Raw genomic sequence first — 19287 nt, 5'->3', positions numbered from 1 at the left:
GACTAAGGGTTCTACTTATTTTTTGATAATTTTCGGTGAGAACAGATCAATAATCAGGAAGGACAGGAATGCCTGTTCTTCTACATTTGAAAGAAATTACATTTTGACGCACAGGATCGGTATATGGTTACTTTTCATCTGGGTACCTCTCGCAGGTCTGCCGCAGACAAAGGTCTTTACGCATGCAGATACGCTGAGAGGCTCTCTCAACGCCGAACGGACCTGGTGGGATGTGCTGCGATATGATATCACCGTCCGGCCGGACTTTATTACAAAATCCACGCAGGGGACCAACTGCATCACTTATAAAGTGGTGGGCGATCGACAGCCGGCCATGCAGCTGGACCTGCAGGAGCCGTTGCATGTCGACAGTGTCATCTATAATGGCCGGCGGCGACTGAGCTTTACCAGGGAAGGGAATGTCTGGCATGTGCAGGCCCTGCATCAAAAAAAAGGAACTACTGCTGTTGTCGAAGTGTTTTTTTCAGGCACGCCGCATGAAAGCACCCGCCCGCCATGGAGTGGGGGATGGACCTTCGCCAAAGATTCTCTGGGGCGTCCCTGGATGACAGTGACATGTCAGGGATTGGGCGCTTCATTGTGGTATCCCTGCAAGGATCACCAGAGCGACGAGCCGGATAAAGGCGCCTCCCTGACCATGATAGCGCCGGATAGCCTGGTGGCTGTCGCCAATGGCAGGCTTCAGTTTTCAAAGAGCAACGGCGACGGCACCACTTCCTGGAAATGGGCTGTCATTAATCCCATCAGCAACTACTGCATCATACCTTACATCGGGAAATATGTCAGCTTCCACGAAGACTTCCAGGGCGAGAAAGGGCACCTTGACCTTGACTATTGGGTGTTGGATTACAACCTGGGGAAGGCAAAAGCTTATATGCCGGAACAAGTGCATAATATGCTGCACAGCATGGAACACTGGTTTGGCCCCTATCCTTTTTACGAAGATGGATATAAGCTGATAGACGTTCAGCATACGGGCATGGAACACCAGAGCGCCGTGGCATACGGGAACCATTATGCCTTCGGGTACAGGGGCAGGGATGGCTCCGGCACGGGCTGGGGACTGAAATGGGACTTCATCATCATCCACGAGAGCGGTCATGAATGGTTCGGTAACAACATCACCACGAAAGACCTGGCCGACATGTACGTGCACGAGGGCTATACGAATTACAGCGAAACACTGTTCATCGACTATATGTGGGGGAAAGATGCCGCCAATGAGTATAATGCAGGCATCCGTAAAGGTATACGTAATGACCGTCCCATCATCGCCCAATACAATGTCAACGACCAGGGCAGCGGAGATATGTATCCCAAAGGCGGCAATATGCTGCACGCCATCCGGCATAGCATGGACAATGACTCCCTGTTCAGACAGATCCTGCGGGGCATGAACCGTACCTTTTATCATCAGACGGTCACCACCCGGCAGATAGAACATTACTTTTCACAGCAGGCTGGGTTCGATTATGGAAAGGTCTTTGATCAATACCTTCGTACCACACAGGTGCCCGAGCTGGAATATCGCATCAGCGATGATGCAAAACAAGTAACTTACAGATGGGTCGGCTGTGTGCCCGGCTTTGACCTTCCCCTGGCCCTCCGCAACGGCGACGCCCATATAAAGATCTTCCCTTCCGAAACATGGAAGACCAGCGCGCTCAGGGAAGGACAGGCCGCATTATTCGACAAGACAGCGATTCTCAAAATGTACTACATAGCTATAAAGTAAAATGAACAAATACTATTTACCGCTCTTTTTCCTCGCGATCCTTTCTGCCTCGGGTACTTACGCACAATCCTACGTGCCGGAGTATGGCGGAAAGGCCATGAAGGTCACGCCGGTGACGCCCATGGCAGCTTATCCGTTTGATATCAGAGATGTACGATTGCTGGATGGCCCCTTTAAAGAAGCGATGGAGGCCGACGCCCGTTATCTGCTGCAGGTGGAACCTGACAGGCTGCTGTCGGATTTCAGGGTACATTCCGGGCTGGCGCCAAAGGGAACGAAATATGGGGGATGGGAGTCCTCCGGGCTGGCCGGCCATACGCTCGGTCATTATATCTCGGCCTGTGCCATGGAATATGCTTCCACCGGCGATGAAAAATACCTGCAGCGGGTGAACTATATCGTAGACGAGCTGGCCATCTGCCAGACGGCGCGTAAGTCGGGCTATGTGGGCGCCATTCCCAGGGAAGACAGTCTCTGGATGGAAGTGGCCGCGGGTAAGATCCGCAGCAGGGGCTTCGACCTCAACGGCGCCTGGTCTCCCTGGTACACGGTGCATAAAGTTATGGCAGGCCTGCTGGACGCCTTCCTCTATTGCGATAATGCCAAAGCTCTCCAGGTGGAAAAAAGCATGGCCGACTGGACGGCGTCCGTTGTCGGTCATTTAAACGACTCGCTGGTGCAGAAGATGCTGGCCTGCGAGTATGGCGGCATGAATGAGGTGCTCGTCAATACCTACGCTATCACCGGGGAAAAGAAATATCTTGACCTTTCCTATAAATTCCACGACCGCCGCATATTGGACTCCCTTTCCAAAGGGCTGGACGATCTTCCCGGCAAGCACTCCAACACACAGATCCCCAAAGCCATCGGCTGCGCCCGGCGTTATGAGCTGACAGGAGATGATAAGGACAGCACCATTGCCGCATTTTTCTGGCGGACGGTGGTGAACGACCATTCCTATGCCACGGGCGGCAACAGCAACTACGAATACCTCGGCGCTGCCCGCAAGCTCAACGATTATTTGACGGACAATACGACCGAGACCTGCAATACGTACAATATGCTGAAGCTGACGCGGCATTTGTTCTCCTGGCATCCGGATGCGTCCCTGATGGACTATTATGAAAAAGGGCTGTACAATCATATCCTTTCTTCCCAGAACCATGAGACGGGCATGATGTGCTATTTTGTTCCGCTGCGCATGGGCACCCGCAAGGAGTACAGCGACTCTTTCAACACTTTCACCTGCTGTGTGGGCTCCGGAATGGAAAACCATGTCAAATATGGGGAAAGCATTTATTTCCGGGGTAAGGATGGCAGCTTGTATGTCAATCTTTTCATTCCGTCCCGTCTCAGCTGGAAAGAAAAGGGCTTCACCATCGAACAGCGGACCCAGCTGCCCGCCGGAGACAGCGTGCAGCTGATCTTTACGACCTCGAAGAAGGCTGCTCCTTTCACCCTGCGCATCCGCAAGCCCGCATGGGCGACACAAGGCATCAGCGTTACCATTAATGGCAGCCCTTTCAAAAATATACGACCCGGACCGGACGGATACATAGCCATCGATCGTAAGTGGAGCAATAATGACAAGGTCACGATCCACTTGCCGGAATCATTTTACACGGAGTCGATGCCAGACAATGCCGACCGTATTGCCTTGTTCTATGGTCCCGTACTGCTGGCCGGCCTGTTTGGAAATACAGAACCCGATCCGCTGAAAGGCGTTCCTGTCCTCGTCACTGGCGAAAAGGACCCCAACAAATGGATAAAAAGGGAAGGCCTGGTATTCCGGACCGCCAACGTGGGGCAGCCCGGTGACGTGGAGCTCATTCCATTCAACAGGACGAAGAACGAATATTATAGTGTCTACTGGGACCGCTTTACTCCTGATGGCTGGACGGCGCGGCAGGACCAATACCAGGAGGAAAGAAGGAAGCGGCAGGAACTGGAAGACCGGACCATCGACAGGCTGCGCCTGGGAGAGATGCAGCCGGAGCGGGACCACAATTTTACAGGGGAAGAATTGCAGACTGGAGAAGAGCATGGACAAAAATGGCGCTCCTCGGAGAACGGGGGCAGCTTTTCCTTTACCATGAAAGTCGACCCGTCCGCAGGCAATACCCTGATCTGCTCGTACTGGGGCTCCGACCACCGCGGCCGCATATTCAATATCCAGGTGGACGGTCAGACCATTGCTACGCAGGACCTCAACGGTTTTAAAGAGAGTAAGTTCTATGAGATAAAATATCCTGTGCCACAGGAGCTGCTGAAAGGCAAGACGGCCGTGACAGTGAAGTTTGCGGCTTCTTCGCCGCGCAATGCTGTGGGCCCGGTGTTCGGGACGATCAGGATGGTGAGGGAGTGAGCTGCACTTTTTTGCGTTGTCGGCAGCTATAACCGAACGAAGCGAAGGTTACGAGCGAGGAGGAGCGTGTCGAAGCAGCTCCGACGAAGTTCCCTTCCGGCGCTGTACTTTCGGCACCACTGGGCATTTGATCGTGGCTGGGCGGTTCTTCAATTTAGCGATAGTGCCTGAATGCACTAGCCGAAAGTAAGGCTTCTCCAGGCTATGGCTGACCGACTGGCCCGCGGAGGGGGCGAGCCGCGGGACAAAATTATGTATGATCATTTAGATGATAGGCAAATGCGCGGAGACGGGGACTAAGCCATGCCCTACCGTGAAGGAGCCTTACTTTCATACGGTAGGGGATATATGTTGATGCCCGGCCATAGTTGTCGCTTACAGTAGTAATAATAATGATCGGAGATGGAAAGTACAGCGACGGAACGGTCAGGGCTGGCGACCAGGCGGAGAATCCAAAAACTCACTCCACATTCTGAAAGAAGCTCTCCACATAATTACTCGGCGATTTGCGTGTAACGCTCTTAAATACCCGGTTGAAGTTAGTGATACTGTTGAACCCGCAATTGTAAGCCACGGTGGCGATGCTGTCATAATTCCCGTCCGTGAGCTTCTTGCAGGCCTCATTGATGCGTACTTCATTGAGAAAAGAGACAAAAGTATGCATCGTATGCTTTTTGAAATAACGGCAGAAGGCCTGGGGCGTCATATGGGCCTGCTTGGCAGCATCTTCCAGCGTAATGGGCTTGTCATATTGCTGCATAATAAAATTATAGATAGCGCCGATGCGGATTCCTTCATGTTCACTGTATGCAGCCGGCTGGGAGCAGGAAGAGAGGGGCGGCAGCTCATGGAAATTGCTGAGAACCTTCAGTAGTTCGATAAAATGGATCAGCTGGTCGACGCCGGTGCTGTTCTGGATCACCAGCATCTTATTGGATATTTCCGCGACATGCTCCGCGGGTACTTTAAATCCGGACTGTTGGTTCTGCAGGAAATTTTTTACATTCTTCACTTCGGGAAGATCGAAAAAGGAATCGAGATGCCCCTTGGTGTTGAAGAAAATGTTCAGGGTCTGCACTTTTTTGCGGCTCTTGGGTGCAAAATAAGAGGGGTCGCTTTTGAAGATATGGGGAAGGTTGGCCCCCAGCCAATAGATCTCGTTCGGCCGGAAAGCATGCATGTTGTTTTCTGCAACCAGCGTGCCCTCGCCCTGCTGGATCCAGGTAAGCTGGATCTCCTGGTGACGGTGAAGATGCGGATAGAAATGCGGCAAAACATCCTTCTGCACGATGACAGTCTTATCGTGGGGAACAGGAATGGTGAATTGCAATACTTTCATGTTCCGAATATACGAATTTTGCGGATATTATCACCCATGGGTCAAAATGAGGAAAAAAGTGGTTAAAATACTGCTACATGAGGTCAAATCCTATGCAGCCAACCTTGACGGGGAGTGGTAATTTTGAGAATGGAAAATGTCATCGTCGTCGGAGGCGGGATCATTGGACTAAGCTCCGCGTATTATTTACAACAGGCAGGATATAGTGTCACTGTATTGGAAAGATCCGATTTCCTTGACAACTGCTCATACGGCAATTGTGGGTATGTATGTCCCAGTCATTTTATCCCATTGGCTACTCCCGGGATAGTGCGACAGGGTCTGAAATGGATGCTGAACGCTCAAAGCCCTTTTTATGTGCAGCCCCGCCTCAGCAGATCACTGATAGAATGGGGACTGAAATTCATGAAAAGCGCCACAAAACAGCATGTGGAAAGATCTGCTATTCCTCTTAGGGACATAGCGCTGCTGAGCCAGCAGGAGTATGAGAAGAACTGGTTTTCCACTCCTGCATTTGACGTGGCGTACGAGCATAAGGGACTGCTGGAAATTTTCCAGACCCGGGCCGCCGCGGAGCATGCGCACCACACGGTGGAGAAGGCACAGCAAATAGGATTGGATGCCACGATGCTGTCCTATGAAGCGCTGCAGGCAAAAGAGCCGCATACCAGGATAAATGGATTGGGAGCTATTTTCTTTAAGTGCGATGCGCACCTTTATCCCGACCGGCTGATGCATTCGCTGATCGCCGTGCTGCGGGAGCGGGGCGTGACCCTGGTGCCTGACGAAGAAGTCATTCGCTTCGAGACGGCCAATGGGGCCGTAAAGAGGGTCATCACCACCCGGCAGGCATATACGGCTTCCGCCGTCGTGCTGGCAACTGGTTCCTGGAGCAGGGAATTGGCGGCGCAGCTGGATACGCGTCTTCCGCTGATGCCGGGACGTGGTTATTCCGTCACACTGGAGGATTCGCCCTACCATGTCAACTATCCGGCGATCCTGGTGGAAGGAAGGGCTGCTATTACGCCGATGGATGGTAATAAGATAAGGTTTGGAGGAACGATGGAGGTGACGTCTACGGATACCCCTCCACGGTATAGCCGCGTGCAGGGCATCCTCAATGCAGTGAGGCAGTTCTTTCCGGAGTTCGATGTTCCGATGCCGCCGAAGGAGAAAATATGGTATGGGTATCGTCCCTGTTCGGCGGACGGCCTGCCGTATATCGGGCGGATAAAAAGTTATGATAATGTGGTCATTGCCACCGGCCATTCCATGCTGGGATTGAGTCTGGGCGCCGGCACGGGGAAGCTGGTGAGCGAGCTGATCGGTGAACAGGCGACAAGCATCGACCTGCGGCCTTTTGCAGTCGAACGGTTCGGGTAAAAGATCCGGGTAAAGAATGGAGCGACCCAAATAATAAAACAGCCAACATGAGAAAATTCTGCCTGTTATATTTTCAGGTACTGACCTTATTTATTGCATCGGATGCGCAACAGCCTTACCAGCCGTCCAGGGCTGAGATCATGGATCGATACCGCAAGGCCAAAGTGCTGGATAGCCTGGCTACCCGCACGATCTTCAAGGCATCCGTCCAGGCCCATTGGCAGGCAGGAGGGAAAAGTTTCTGGTACCGTAATATCTTAAAGGATTCCGTCCAGGAATATTTCTTCGTAGACGCCGAAAAAGGCACGAAAACCAAGGTTACCCGCGCATTTACTGACAGCCTGGGCAGGGATAGCGCCCGGCGGCGCCCCTTTTACGACCGGGACTGGTCCCGGTGGGCGGATTTTCACACTGACAGCACTTCCCCGGACAAACAATTCGTGGCTTATATAAAGGACGGTAATGTATTCATCCGGCCCACGGCAGGCGGCGACCCTGTCCCCTATACCACGGACGGCGATGAGAAAAAACCTTACGGGGAGCTGGCATGGTCTCCCGACAGCAAATATGTAGTAGGGTATCATATCCACCCGGTAAAGGATTCAGCCGTATACTACGTCCTGTCTTCCGCGGGGGGAACAAGGGGGCAGCTGCGTCAGCATCCCTACAAACAACCCGGCGATCCTTTTACCACCTACGAAATGTATCTTTTTCCCGTTGCCGGCGGCAAAGCCCTAAAGGTCAATACGCCCCTGATAGATTTTTTCGGATCACCCCAGCTGCACTGGCGGCAAAAGGACAGCCGCTATTTTACGTATGAAAAGGTGGACAGGGGGCACCAGCGTTTCCGGGTCATCGAAGTGGATGCGCAGACGGCGGCTACCCGGACGCTGTATGACGAGCAGACCCCTACCTTTATTTATGAGTCCCGGCTCTACACCCATTATCTTCCGGAAACGGGCGAGATGCTGATGACCTCCGAAAAGGACGGCTGGCGGCATCTTTATCTGCTGGATGCCATGACGGGGCTGACAAAGCAACAGGTGACCCGCGGCGCATGGATCGTACGGGACATCGATAGCATCGATGTCAAAAAAAGAGAGATCTGGTTTTCCGCCAGTGGCATGAACCCGGAGGAAGACCCTTACTATATCCACTATTACCGCATCGGTTTTGACGGACGGCGGCTGGTAAGCCTGACGCCATCCAAAGCCAATCATATCGTCAGCTTCTCGCCCGATAAGAAATATTACATCGACGCTGCTTCCGAGATCAACGTACCTACGGAAATAACCTTGCACCGTACGGCGGATGCTAAAAAGGTCATGGACCTGGAGTCGGCGGATGCATCGGCCTACCTGGCAACGGGTATGCGGTTCCCCGAGCCCTTTCATGCGAAAGGCCGGGATGGTGTCACGGATATCTGGGGTGTCGTATGCAGGCCTGCCGACTTCGATCCGGCGAAAAAATACCCGGTGGTGGAAAATATTTATGCAGGTCCCCAGGCTTCCTTTGTTCCAAAGGATTTCACCAGCCGCTATGGAGAGATGCAGAGCATCGCACAGCTGGGTTTTATCGTGGTCCAGATCGACGGTATGGGTACTGCCAACAGGAGCAAGGCATTTCACGATGTATGCTGGAAGAACCTCGCCGATGCGGGTTTCCCCGACAGGATCCTATGGATCAAGGCCCTGGCGGCAAAATATCCGTATGTCGACACTGGCCGCGTGGGACTGTACGGAACGTCCGCAGGCGGGCAGAACTCCCTGGGAGGTCTGTTATTCCATGGTGAGTTTTACAAGGCCGCCGTCTCCTCCTGCGGATGCCACGACAATCGTGTGGATAAGCAGTGGTGGAATGAGCAATGGATGGGCTATCCTGCAGGCAAACACTACGATGAACAGTCGAATGTGACGAATGCTGCCAAACTGAGAGGAGATCTGCTCCTCATGGTGGGAGAGGCCGATACCAATGTGCCGCCGGAATCCACCTACAGGGTGGCGGATGCCTTGATAAAAGCGGGCAAGACCTTCGATTTCCTGCCTTTGCCCGGCAGCGATCACACGGACGGGGGACCTTATGGCCGGGTGAAAAGGAGGGACTTTTTTGTGAAGCACCTGCTGGGTGTCGATCCGCCCCTACGTAATAGCAATGAATTATAAGTCTATAAAATTTAAATTATGTCAATTGTTTGGAAAGGTGTATTTCCCGCACTCACAACGAAATTCACAGCAAAAGATGAACTGGACCTCCCATTGTTTGAAAAGAACCTTCGTCTGCAGATAGCGTCCGGTGTCGACGGGGTTATATTAGGCGGCAGCCTGGGTGAGGCCAGCGTGCTTACGTACGCTGAAAAAGAAAGACTGGTAAAATTCGCTATTGAGAAAGTGGAGGGCGCTGTGCCCATCGTGCTGAATATTGCGGAAAGCGCTACCCGGGACGCCTTGCAGCTGGCGGCCGATGCGAAGAACTGGGGCGCCGAAGGGCTGATGATGCTGCCCCCCATGCGGTATGCCGCCGATGACCGCGAGACCGTCACTTACTTTAAGACGGTGGCGGATTCCACAGACCTTCCCATCATGATCTATAATAACCCCGTGGATTATAAGACGCTGGTAACCCTGGATATGTGGGAGGAACTACTCGAATGCAGCAATATACAGGCCGTGAAAGAATCCACCCGGGATGTAACCAATGTCACGAGGATGATCAATCGCTTCGGAGGCCGCCTGAAAATACTGTGCGGGGTGGACACGCTGGCTATGGAAGAAATGCTGCTGGGCGCCGATGGGTGGGTAGCCGGGCTCGTATGCGCGTTCCCCGCCGAGACGGTAGCCATCTACAGGCTGGTGAAAGCAGGCAGGATCGAAGAGGCATTGGCCATCTACCGCTGGTTTATGCCCGTGCTGGAGCTGGACATCGTCCCCAAACTGGTGCAATATATCAAGCTGGCTGAAGTGCAGACTGGCATCGGCAGTGAATACGTACGGGCGCCCCGTTTGACGCTGGTGGGTAAGGAAAGGGAGAGGGTGCTCAGCATCATCGGCGAATGCGTCGCCACACGGCCAGCTTTGCCGGATTACCTTTCCATTTCACCAGAGAAAAATTTTGCATAATGTCTTCTGCTCCTGCACATGAGTTCAAACGGTCACTGGGATTACTGGATGCCACGATGATCGTCGTGGGTTCCATGATCGGCTCCGGCATTTTTATCGTCAGCGCCGACATCTCCCGTAGCGTTGGGTCCGCTGGCTGGCTCATTCTCGTCTGGATCCTGACGGGAGTGCTCACCCTGACGGCGGCCCTCAGCTATGGAGAGCTCAGCGGCATGTATCCAAAGGCCGGCGGACAGTATGTCTATCTCAAAGAAGCTTTCAATCCGCTGGTCGGCTTCCTTTACGGCTGGAGCTTTTTCGCCGTCATCCAGGCGGGCAGTATCGCGGCAGTGGGAGTGGCTTTTGCCAAGTTCACCGCTTATATTTTTCCCGCCCTGGGCGAAAAGCATGTCCTGCTGGAGCTCGGGACGTTAAGGATCACAGCTGCCCAGGTGACCGCTATCCTGCTGATCGTCGTGCTAACGTGGATCAACAGCCGGGGTGTTAAAGAAGGGAAATGGATCCAGACGACGTTCACCCTTGCCAAGATCATCGCCCTGGCAGGATTGGTGATCTTCGGTTTTTTACTGGCTGCCCATCGTGACATCGCTGCCGCCAACTGGAGCACTGGCTTTCAGCTGGGGCGGCTGGATGCGGGTCAAATATTGCCTTACACCGGCCTGGCCGCCCTGGGGGCGATCGCCGGCAGCATGGTCGGCAGTCTGTTCAGCAGCGACTCCTGGAACAACGTTACTTTCATCGCGGGAGAGATCAAAAAGCCCGAACGCAACATCGGGCTCAGCCTGTTCCTGGGCACCCTCATCGTCACCACTATTTATGTGGCGACGAACCTGATGTATGTCTACGTCATGCCCATGCAGGCCATAGCTACCGCGGAGAATGACCGCGTCGGCGTTGCCGCCTCCCAGCTTATCTTCGGCGACAGCGGCACCAAGGTGATCGCCGTGCTCCTGATGATCTCCACATTCGGATGCAACAACGGGCTGATCCTGTCGGGCGCCCGCGTGTATTACACGATGGCAAAGGACGGCCTTTTCTTCCGCCAGGCAGGGGTGCTGAATAAGAATGCCGTCCCCGCCAAAGCGCTGTGGATGCAATGTCTCTGGGCATCCCTGCTGTGTCTCAGCGGAAAATACGGGGAGTTGCTGGACTATGTCATCTTCGTCGTCCTGATCTTCTACATCCTTACCATCATCGGTATTTTCCGGCTGCGGAAGAACAAGCCCTACCTGGCCAGACCTTACAAGGCATTCGGTTATCCCGTACTGCCCATGATCTATATCCTGCTGGCCAGCTGTGTTTGCCTGCTGTTGCTGATCTACAAACCGAAATATACCTGGCCGGGCCTGGGCATTGTGCTGCTGGGCATACCATTGTATTATTTCCTTCGTGGTCAGCGTACTACCGCCAGCCCCCGCCAACACTACGATACAGATTGACGGCATGCAGGAAAACGCTGGCTTTGGCGTTGGTCATGTCCAGCTCGGCGTCCAGCACATTTCGCTGGGCAGTGATCACTTCAAGGTAGGATGCCCTGCCTACCAGGTAAAGGTCATTGGCCACCGACACCGCATTGTTCAGGGATGCCACTTCGCCCTGTTTTAGTTCATAGAACCTGCTGTAATTCTCTATACCTTTTAAACTATTGGTCACCTCCCTGAAACTGGTGAGGATCGTTCTCTGATAAGCATAGAGCGCCTGACGCCCTTCCGCGATGCTGTGGGTGTAATCAGCCTTGATGGCCCTCCGGTTGAATATAGGGGCCGTGAGGCCTCCGGTCAATCCGTAGGCTATCGACCCGGGATTGAACAGCAGGGCTGTTTTAAAAGCGTTATAACCCGTATACGCGGAGAGGTTCAATGAAGGGAAGAAAGCTGCCCTGGCCGCGCGGATATCCGCATTCACCGCCAGGAGCTGCGCCTCTGCTTCCCGGACATCAGGGCGATGAAGCAGCAGCTGGGAAGGGATACCCGCCGGGAGCGTCGCAGGCAACGGTAGACTGGCGATGGAGGTGTCCCTGTCTATTTTCCGCGTATAGCCTCCCAGCAGGAAATTGAGGCCGGTCTCCGACTCCGTGATCTCCTGTGACGTGGTGTACAGCAGCCCGCGGGTATGCAGCAGCTGCGCCTGGAATTGCTGTACGGCCAGCTCGGTAGCCCTTCCTCCCAGCTTTTGGGCCTTGACGATCTCCAACGCATTTTCCTGCAGCTGGATATTCTTACGGACTATACGCTGCTGTCTGTCCAGCGCCAGAAGCTTGTAGTATAAAGTAGCCACCTGTGACACCAGTTCGGTGACTACCATCCTGTAACCTTCCCTGCTGGCCAGGAACCTTGACAGGGCCGCTGCTTTGCGGCTACGCAGCCTGCCCCAGAGATCCACTTCCCATGCGCTCCTGAATCCCAGGAAATAATCCGGGGTAGGGTTGGGAATACGCTGGTCCTTATTAATATCAGGGGAGAGATTCGTATCGAAGTTGCCCACGCCGTCCATAGTGTAGTCACTGTATTTTCTCAGGGCGGCGCCGATCTCGGCATTGAGGGCGGGGAGCAGGCTGGAACGGCTGTTCTGCAGGTTGGCCCCCGCCACCTCTATCTTTTGCAGGGCCGATTGCAGGTCTGGATTGGCCGCCAGGGCTGTATCGATCAGATCGAGCAGGTAGGGATCTGAAAAGAACTTCGCCGGCGTCAATGCCGCAATATCCGTAGAATCCGTGCCGCCCGCATAGGTTGCCGGCAGGTCCTGTTTCGGCGTGATCGTGACAGCTTTGTAGGACGTACATCCCGGCGCCAGCATCACGGCCAGTAACACCAATGCTACCGCGGGGGTAACTTTCGGCTTCTTCTTCCGCGCGCCGATGGTCGCGAAGATCACATACAGCCCGGGAATGAGGATGAGGCCAAAGATCGTTCCGAACAACATGCCGCCTGCCGCTGCCGTGCCGATGCTGCGGTTGCCCATGGCGCCCGCTCCGCTGGCGATACATAAGGGGATCAGGCCGGCAATGAAGGCGAAAGAGGTCATCAGGATGGGGCGCAACCTGGACCGGGCCCCTTCCACCGCGGCCATGAGGATGGCTATACCTTGTTTCTGGCGTTGGACGGCGAATTCCACGATCAGAATGGCATTTTTGCCCAATAGCCCGATCAGCATTACCAGCGCTACCTGGGCATAGATATTATTCTCCAGACCCGTGACCTTCAAAAAGAAAAAAGCGCCAAAGATGCCGGTGGGGAGAGAAAGGATGACGGGCATGGGCAGCAAAAAGCTCTCGTACTGGGCGGCCAGGAGCAGGTAGACGAACAACAGGCAGATGAGGAAGATGAAGATCGCCTGGTTGCCGGACAGGATCTGTTCGCGTGTCATGCCCGACCATGCGAAACTATATCCTTTCGGCAGCTGTTCACCTGCGCGGCGGATGGAATTGATGGCGTCACCGCTGCTGTACCCGGTGGCTGCATCCCCGGTGATCATAGCCGCGGTGTACATATTATAGCGGGTGATCTGTTCGGGGCCCTGTATCCTGTCCATTTTGATGAACGTGGCGAAAGGAACCATCTCGCCCTTGTCATTCTTTATCTGCATGCGCAGCACATCTTCCGGCCTGGACCGGTATTCCGGCGATGCCTGGATCATCACTTTATATAACTGGCCAAAGCGGATGAAGTTGGAAGTATAGTAGCTGCCCACCAGGGACTGAAGGGTCTCCATCGCACGGAAGATAGAGATTCCTTTTTGTGCCGCGACAGCCTGGTCGACTGAGATCATGTATTGGGGAAACGTTGGGTCGAAGCTGGAGAATGCGCCTTCGATCTCGGGAGATTGGTTGAGGTCTTTGATGAATTTATTGCCGATCCCGGCGGTCCTGTCCAGGTTCTCTCCGCCTGTGCGATCCAGCAGCTGGATCTCGAAGCCGCTGGCATTCCCGAATCCGGGCACTGTCGGAGGTGGAAAGAACTGTATCGAGGCGTCGGCGATATCATGGGTCTTCCGTTCAAGCTGGTGTATCACCTCCTTCAGGGATTCTTTCCGCTCGCTCCAATCCTTCAGGTTGATCATGGCCATGCCATAGGAGGCGCCTGCGACCTCCGTCACCAGTGAATAACCTGACAAAGTGGAGACGGATTCAATGGAGGAAATGTTTTTCGTGCGACGCTGCACTTCGGCGAGGACGGCTTCTGTCCTCTCCACCGTCGATCCCGGAGGGGTCGTGACGTTGACAAGTATTTGTCCCTGATCCTCGGTGGGAATGAATCCGGAAGGCAGAATGGCGTTGAAACCCCAGGCTGCGACGAAGAAGGCCAGCAGGAGGCTGATGGTTACCAGGCGCCGGGCGGCAATCCTGCCGATGAGGCCGGTATAACGGCGGGACAAAGCTTCATAGCGCCGGTTGAATCCCATAAAGAGCCTTTGTTGCAGGCTCTTTTTACCCGTGCTGGACGTATGCTTCAACAGGATGGCGCAAAGCGCGGGTGTCAATGTGACGGCGTTGATGCCAGAGATGACGATGGCGAAAGCCAGTGTCAGGGAAAATTGCCGGTAGAAAACTCCCACCGGGCCAGACATGAATGCCACGGGTACGAAAACGGCCGACATCACGAGCGTAATGGCTACGATGGCGCCGCTGATCTCCTTCATAGCACTGACGGTGGCGTCCATTGCATTCATATGCTCTTCCTGCATCTTCACATGCACCGCTTCCACCACCACGATGGCATTGTCCACCACGATCCCGATGGCCAGCACCAGCGCGAATAAGGTCAGCAGGTTGATGGAGAACCCCAGCATCTGCATAAAGAACAAGGTCCCAATGAGGGCCACCGGCACCGCCAGCGCCGGGATCAGTGTGCTGCGGAAATCCTGCAGAAATATATAAACGACGATAAAGACCAGGATGAATGCTTCCACCAGGGTGCGCAGCACTTCATGGATGGAGGCGTCCAGGAACCGGGATACGTCGTAGTTGATGTTATAGCTCATCCCGGCCGGAAAGGAGATCTTCTTCAGCTCAGCCATCTTTTCCTTGATGCTGCTGATGACCTCCCTTGCATTGGATCCCGGCCTTTGTTTGATCATGATGGATGCGGAAGGTCTCCCGTCCGTATTGGACACCATGCTGTAGGTGAGCGAACCGAACTCCACGTCGGCGATCTCCTTCAGCCGGAGCACCGATCCGTTGTGGTCGGCCCTGACTACGATATTCTCATATTGCTCCGGCTCGTAGAACTTCCCGGTATAGCGCAGTACATATTGGAGGGCCTGGGGACTCCGGTCGGAGCTCAGTCCCGTCTTGCCAGGCGCGGCTTCCACGTTCTGATTTCGGATGGCCTCGATCACCTCATCCGTGGAAATTTTATAAGATGCCATCCTGTCGGGCTTCAGCCACACGCGCATGGAATATTCCTTGGCTCCCATGATCTCGACGAGGCCCACGCCTTCTATCCTTTTCAGCTCCTGGAGAATATTGATGTCGGTGAAATTATAAATGAACTTTTCATCCAGTGTACTGTCGGTGCTCATGATATTCAGGTACATCAGCATGCTGTTGACCTCCTTCTCCGTCGTTACGCCGGCCCGGATCACTTCTTCCGGCAGCTCGTCGATGACGGTGGCGACACGGTTCTGCACGCTGACAGCCGCCCGGTCGGGGTCCACGTCCACATTGAAATAGATATTGATGACGGTGAGCCCGTCATTGCTGCACACGGTTGACATATAGGTCATGCCCGGCACCCCGTTGATGGCCCTTTCCAGTGGTATGGCGACGGCTTTGGCGCATACCTGGGCATTGGCGCCCGTATAGTTGGCTGTCACAGTGACGGAGGGAGGTACGATATCCGGGAATTGTGTCACCGGTAAGGTCACCAGCGCCAATATCCCCAGCAATACTATGATCAAAGAGATCACCAGCGACAGCACCGGCCGCTTAATAAATATATTGAACATGTGAGTTTTCGTTATAGGTTGATATTAGCGGGCCTGGGCTTGATGATCATGCCTTCCCGCACATTCTGGGCGCCTTCGTAGAGTATTTTGTCCGAAGGCTGGAGTCCTTGTTTGACAATGTAATAATGAGAGAACCGGGTAAGTGGCACGAAGCTTTGCATGCGCAGCCTGTTGTCGGGTCCCACCAGGTAGACATAGCTTTTGTCCTGGATGTCGAACACCGAACGCTGTGGCACAAGGAGTACGCTGTCGGCCCGGGTGGAGATATACAATTTGGCCGTGGCGCCATGTCGCAGCAGCTGCTGGGGGTTAGGGAATCGGGCCCTGAAGTCGATGGAACCAGTGGTCTGTTCGATCTCTCCCTCCACCGTTTCGATCCTGCCGCTGTAAGGATAGTTGCTGCCATCGGAGAGCACCAGCTTCACCTCGTCGCTGCTCTTTTGTTCCGACAGTCCGCGGGTGCGCTGGTATTGCAGGTATTCGTTCTCGGGAAAACTGAAATAGGCATACATAGCGCTGATATCGCTGAGGCTGGTGAGCAACGTTCCTTCATCGATGAGGCTGCCCGGTTTCAGCGGGATCCGGTCGATGATGCCGTCGAAAGGAGCCCGGACGGAAGTATAGGAAAGATGATTTTCGGCGCTGGTGACGGCGGAGCGTGCTTCTTCAATATTCGCTTTATCGGCCGCCAGTCGGGCCTTTGCCACTTCCAGCTCGGAAGGGACCACCACGTGACGGTCTACCAGTAATTGCACCCGTTCCACCTCCAGCTGGGTAGCGCGGGCCGCCGCTTCGGCATTCTGGAGTGCGGCGCGGGCCTTCGAAAGCCCCGTCTTGTACTCGTCATCGTTGATCTTGAACAGCAGCTGGCCTTTCTTCACTGCCTTGCCTTCGTCCATGTAGATAGCTTCCAGGAACCCTTTCACCCTGGCCCTTATTTCTATATTTTTTACAGCCTGTATATCGGCGACGTAAGCTGTCTGCAGGACAGTGTCTTTGCCGGAAAGGGTCACGACAGGCAGCTGTAGCGTGTCCTGCTTTACTTCCTGTGCTCCATAAGAGCTGCATCCTGTCTGGGTCAGGCTTGTCACAATGACCAATAGCCAGCCCAACAATAAAAGTTTTGCCATAATAACCAATACGTTGAATGAGAAATTTGAAAAATAGCGAGGCGTACTAAGAAAATAGCAAAGCAATCCTGGTGTAATCGTTAATGAGTGGGAGAAACTTACAACGTATCAGAATGGGTTGAGCCGGAAGAGAAAATTATAATAAGAGGGAAGGAATGCTTTCCTGGGCTGGTAATTGCCATACTGGACCGCTGTCTTCCCGGGAGTGAATAAAGCGCTATAGGCTGCCTGCATGGGCGCCTGTATGCTGACAGAGAAAAACCTGGAAAAGAAATGACCATGCCGGCATTTCAGCTTCAGCGGCGTCTTGTTGCCGGAGTCGGGATCGTCGTCATCCTGGATTTGCGAGACGAGAAAACCCAGCAGGGTGCCTGATCCTCCGTAGGAATAACCGTCTTCCAGACAGGGATTTCCATTCCCGCCTGACAATAGATCGCCTGCGTGAAAACAGAAGATGATGTTGAGGAGGCAAATGGCAGTGAATATGTAGATCCACTTTTTCAGCATAATACTCCGCCAAAGTTAACAAAAAATCCCAATACTCCTTACTACCTTGTGATCATGAGGACCTCATTATACTGGTTGAGCCTGATGCTCCTTTCACTGTCGCCAGCCCGGGGCCAGTCCCCGCGGCAGATTACCCTCGACTATCGCAGGCAGGGCGATTCCCTGCTTCCTGTCTGGGCGTATTTTGGTTATGATGAGCCGAACTACACGTACCAGCCCGACGGAAAAAAACTGCTGTCCGAGCTGGCGGCCCTCAGCACTGTTCCTGTCTATGTACGGTGTCACAACCTGCTGACCACGGGAGATGGCACGCCCGCCCTGAAATGGGGTTCTACCAATGCATACACCGAAGATGGGCAGGGACATCCGGTCTATGACTGGCATATCGTGGACAGCATCTTCGATACCTATGTCCGGCGAGGCATGCGGCCCCTGGCTGAAATAGGCTTTATGCCCGAAGCCTTGTCCACGCATCCGCAGCCCTATCGTCATCACTGGAAGCCGGGCGTACCTTATGACAGCGTGTATACCGGCTGGGCCTATCCGCCCAATGACTACAAGAAATGGGGTGAGCTGGTATATCAGTGGGTGCTTCATTCAGTACGACGTTACGGAGAAAAGGAAGTGGGCTCCTGGCTGTGGGAAGTTTGGAACGAGCCCAACATCGGCTATTGGAAAGGCAGCCGGGAAGACTATTTTTCATTGTACGATTTTGCGGCCGACGCCGTCAAAAGGGCTTTGCCCTCTGCCCGCATCGGCGGTCCGGCAACCACGGGCCCGGGCTGGGATAAAGCTGCCGGCTGGCTGCAGGATTTCCTGGCCCACTGCACGGGGGGAACGAACTACGCCACAGGCAAAAAAGGCGCGCCCCTGGATTTCATCAGCTTTCATGCCAAAGGCAGTCCCCGGCTGGTGGACGGACACGTGCGTATGAACATGAGTCCTCAGCTGGGAGACGTCGCCAGGGGATTTTCCATCGTCAGCAGCAGCATTTTTAAGGAACTGCCTATCTATATTACAGAATGTGACCCCGAAGGTTGCGCAGCCTGCGGGATGAGCACCAACCCGGAGAATGCCTATCGCAACGGTACGATGTACTCCAGCTATACGGCCGCCAGCTTCGCACGGATCTATGATCTGGCGGAACGTTACCATGTGAACCTCAGGGGGGCCATGAGCTGGTCGTTCGAATTCGAAGGACAGAGATGGTTTGATGGTTTCCGGGACCTGGCTACCAATGGGGTCGATAAGCCGGTGTTGAATGTTTTCCGCATGTATGGGATGATGCCCGGCCGGCGGATCCCCGTAGACAATCCTTCAGTCATCCCCCTGGACAGTATGATGAAAAGCAACGTACAGGGAGGCCGGACGGACATTCATGCCCTTGCGGTGGCGGGCGCGCGGCAATTGACGGTGATGGTATGGAACTATACGGATGATGATCTACCCGGCGATAGCGTCGGCATGCATGTGCTGGTCACTCACCTGCCGTCCGGAATGGCGCGTTTCCGGCATTTTCGCATCGATGGAACGCATAGCAATGCGTATGAGGTATGGCGGCAAATGGGGTCCCCTTCATCCATTGACGGGACTGCCCGCAGGCGGCTGGAAAAGGCAGGAGCGCTTGCGGCATTGGGAGATCCGCAGCGGGTGCGGGTGCCGGAGAAGGGAGAGGCCTCCGTTTCTTTTTCACTGCCTGCCCATGCCGTGTCTTTATTGAGGTGGGATTGGTAAAGCCGATAATA

11 protein-coding genes are annotated in these 19287 nt (G+C 54.2%); 7 read left to right on the top strand and 4 right to left on the bottom strand.

Annotated elements, in window-relative coordinates; translation table 11 throughout:
- Positions 1 to 103 precede the first annotated feature (103 nt).
- Together Q4E93_RS08600 and Q4E93_RS08595 are read left to right on the top strand one after the other, a co-directional pair.
- Positions 104 to 1756: a M1 family metallopeptidase gene (locus tag Q4E93_RS08600; protein WP_303584293.1), complete on the top strand. Its 1653-nt coding sequence runs from the start codon at positions 104 to 106 to the stop codon at positions 1754 to 1756.
- Between the two features lies 1 nt (position 1757).
- The gene (locus Q4E93_RS08595) at positions 1758 to 4121 is read left to right on the top strand and encodes a glycoside hydrolase family 127 protein (protein WP_303584291.1); all 2364 of its coding nucleotides are present in this window, start codon (positions 1758 to 1760) and stop codon (positions 4119 to 4121) included.
- 460 nt (positions 4122 to 4581) lie between these two features.
- Here the strand turns inward: Q4E93_RS08595 and Q4E93_RS08590 are convergent, their stop codons facing one another.
- The gene (locus Q4E93_RS08590; RefSeq protein WP_303584290.1) at positions 4582 to 5460 is read right to left on the bottom strand and encodes an AraC family transcriptional regulator; all 879 of its coding nucleotides are present in this window, start codon (positions 5458 to 5460) and stop codon (positions 4582 to 4584) included.
- A 129-nt stretch (positions 5461 to 5589) separates the two neighbouring features.
- Between Q4E93_RS08590 and Q4E93_RS08585 the strand changes: the two genes are divergently transcribed.
- From Q4E93_RS08585 to Q4E93_RS08570, 4 genes are read left to right on the top strand one after another with little or no spacing between them, the layout of a single operon-like run.
- Positions 5590 to 6843, top strand: a complete 1254-nt coding sequence (locus tag Q4E93_RS08585; protein WP_303584288.1) for an NAD(P)/FAD-dependent oxidoreductase — start codon at positions 5590 to 5592, stop codon at positions 6841 to 6843.
- Between the two features lie 47 nt (positions 6844 to 6890).
- Positions 6891 to 9005: a S9 family peptidase gene (locus Q4E93_RS08580; protein WP_303584286.1), complete on the top strand. Its 2115-nt coding sequence runs from the start codon at positions 6891 to 6893 to the stop codon at positions 9003 to 9005.
- Between the two features lie 18 nt (positions 9006 to 9023).
- Complete coding sequence (locus Q4E93_RS08575) at positions 9024 to 9959, top strand: dihydrodipicolinate synthase family protein (protein ID WP_303584284.1); 936 nt, start codon at positions 9024 to 9026, stop codon at positions 9957 to 9959.
- Complete coding sequence (locus Q4E93_RS08570) at positions 9959 to 11398, top strand: APC family permease (protein WP_303584282.1); 1440 nt, start codon at positions 9959 to 9961, stop codon at positions 11396 to 11398. Before Q4E93_RS08575 ends, Q4E93_RS08570 begins: the two co-directional genes overlap by 1 nt.
- On the opposite strand, the gene Q4E93_RS08565 is transcribed toward Q4E93_RS08570, so the two are convergent.
- From Q4E93_RS08565 to Q4E93_RS08555, 3 genes are all read right to left on the bottom strand, one after another.
- The gene (locus Q4E93_RS08565; protein WP_303584280.1) at positions 11361 to 15905 is read right to left on the bottom strand and encodes an efflux RND transporter permease subunit; all 4545 of its coding nucleotides are present in this window, start codon (positions 15903 to 15905) and stop codon (positions 11361 to 11363) included. The genes Q4E93_RS08570 and Q4E93_RS08565 overlap by 38 nt on opposite strands.
- Positions 15906 to 15916: 11 nt before the next feature.
- A complete protein-coding gene (locus Q4E93_RS08560) occupies positions 15917 to 17035 on the bottom strand; it encodes an efflux RND transporter periplasmic adaptor subunit (RefSeq protein WP_303584278.1) in 1119 nt (372 codons plus the stop codon).
- Positions 17036 to 17143: 108 nt separating this feature from the next.
- Positions 17144 to 17542 carry a hypothetical protein gene (locus Q4E93_RS08555; protein ID WP_303584276.1) on the bottom strand — a complete coding sequence of 133 codons (399 nt, stop codon included), beginning with the start codon at positions 17540 to 17542 and terminating at the stop codon, positions 17144 to 17146.
- 54 nt (positions 17543 to 17596) lie between these two features.
- Between Q4E93_RS08555 and Q4E93_RS08550 the strand changes: the two genes are divergently transcribed.
- A complete protein-coding gene (locus Q4E93_RS08550; RefSeq protein WP_303584274.1) occupies positions 17597 to 19276 on the top strand; it encodes a GH39 family glycosyl hydrolase in 1680 nt (559 codons plus the stop codon).
- Positions 19277 to 19287: the final 11 nt, after the last annotated feature.

It is taken from the genome of Flavitalea plasmicola, from assembly GCF_030546645.1.
GTDB lineage: Bacteria > Bacteroidota > Bacteroidia > Chitinophagales > Chitinophagaceae > Puia.
The sequence above is the reverse complement of the archived record's forward strand: the minus strand, read 5'-3'. Positions and strand labels throughout refer to the sequence as shown.

Excerpts from the sequence above, each read along its gene's own strand:
- Q4E93_RS08575 (WP_303584284.1), top strand. The coding sequence starts at position 9,024 with ATGTCAATTGTTTGGAAAGGTGTATTTCCCGCACTCACAACGAAATTC.
- Q4E93_RS08570 (WP_303584282.1), top strand. The coding sequence starts at position 9,959 with ATGTCTTCTGCTCCTGCACATGAGTTCAAACGGTCACTGGGATTACTG.
- Q4E93_RS08555 (WP_303584276.1), bottom strand. The coding sequence starts at position 17,542 with ATGCTGAAAAAGTGGATCTACATATTCACTGCCATTTGCCTCCTCAAC.
- Q4E93_RS08585 (WP_303584288.1), top strand. The coding sequence starts at position 5,590 with ATGGAAAATGTCATCGTCGTCGGAGGCGGGATCATTGGACTAAGCTCC.
- Q4E93_RS08595 (WP_303584291.1), top strand. The coding sequence starts at position 1,758 with ATGAACAAATACTATTTACCGCTCTTTTTCCTCGCGATCCTTTCTGCC.
- Q4E93_RS08560 (WP_303584278.1), bottom strand. The coding sequence starts at position 17,035 with ATGGCAAAACTTTTATTGTTGGGCTGGCTATTGGTCATTGTGACAAGC.
- Q4E93_RS08580 (WP_303584286.1), top strand. The coding sequence starts at position 6,891 with ATGAGAAAATTCTGCCTGTTATATTTTCAGGTACTGACCTTATTTATT.
- Q4E93_RS08565 (WP_303584280.1), bottom strand. The coding sequence starts at position 15,905 with ATGTTCAATATATTTATTAAGCGGCCGGTGCTGTCGCTGGTGATCTCT.
- Q4E93_RS08550 (WP_303584274.1), top strand. The coding sequence starts at position 17,597 with ATGAGGACCTCATTATACTGGTTGAGCCTGATGCTCCTTTCACTGTCG.
- Q4E93_RS08590 (WP_303584290.1), bottom strand. The coding sequence starts at position 5,460 with ATGAAAGTATTGCAATTCACCATTCCTGTTCCCCACGATAAGACTGTC.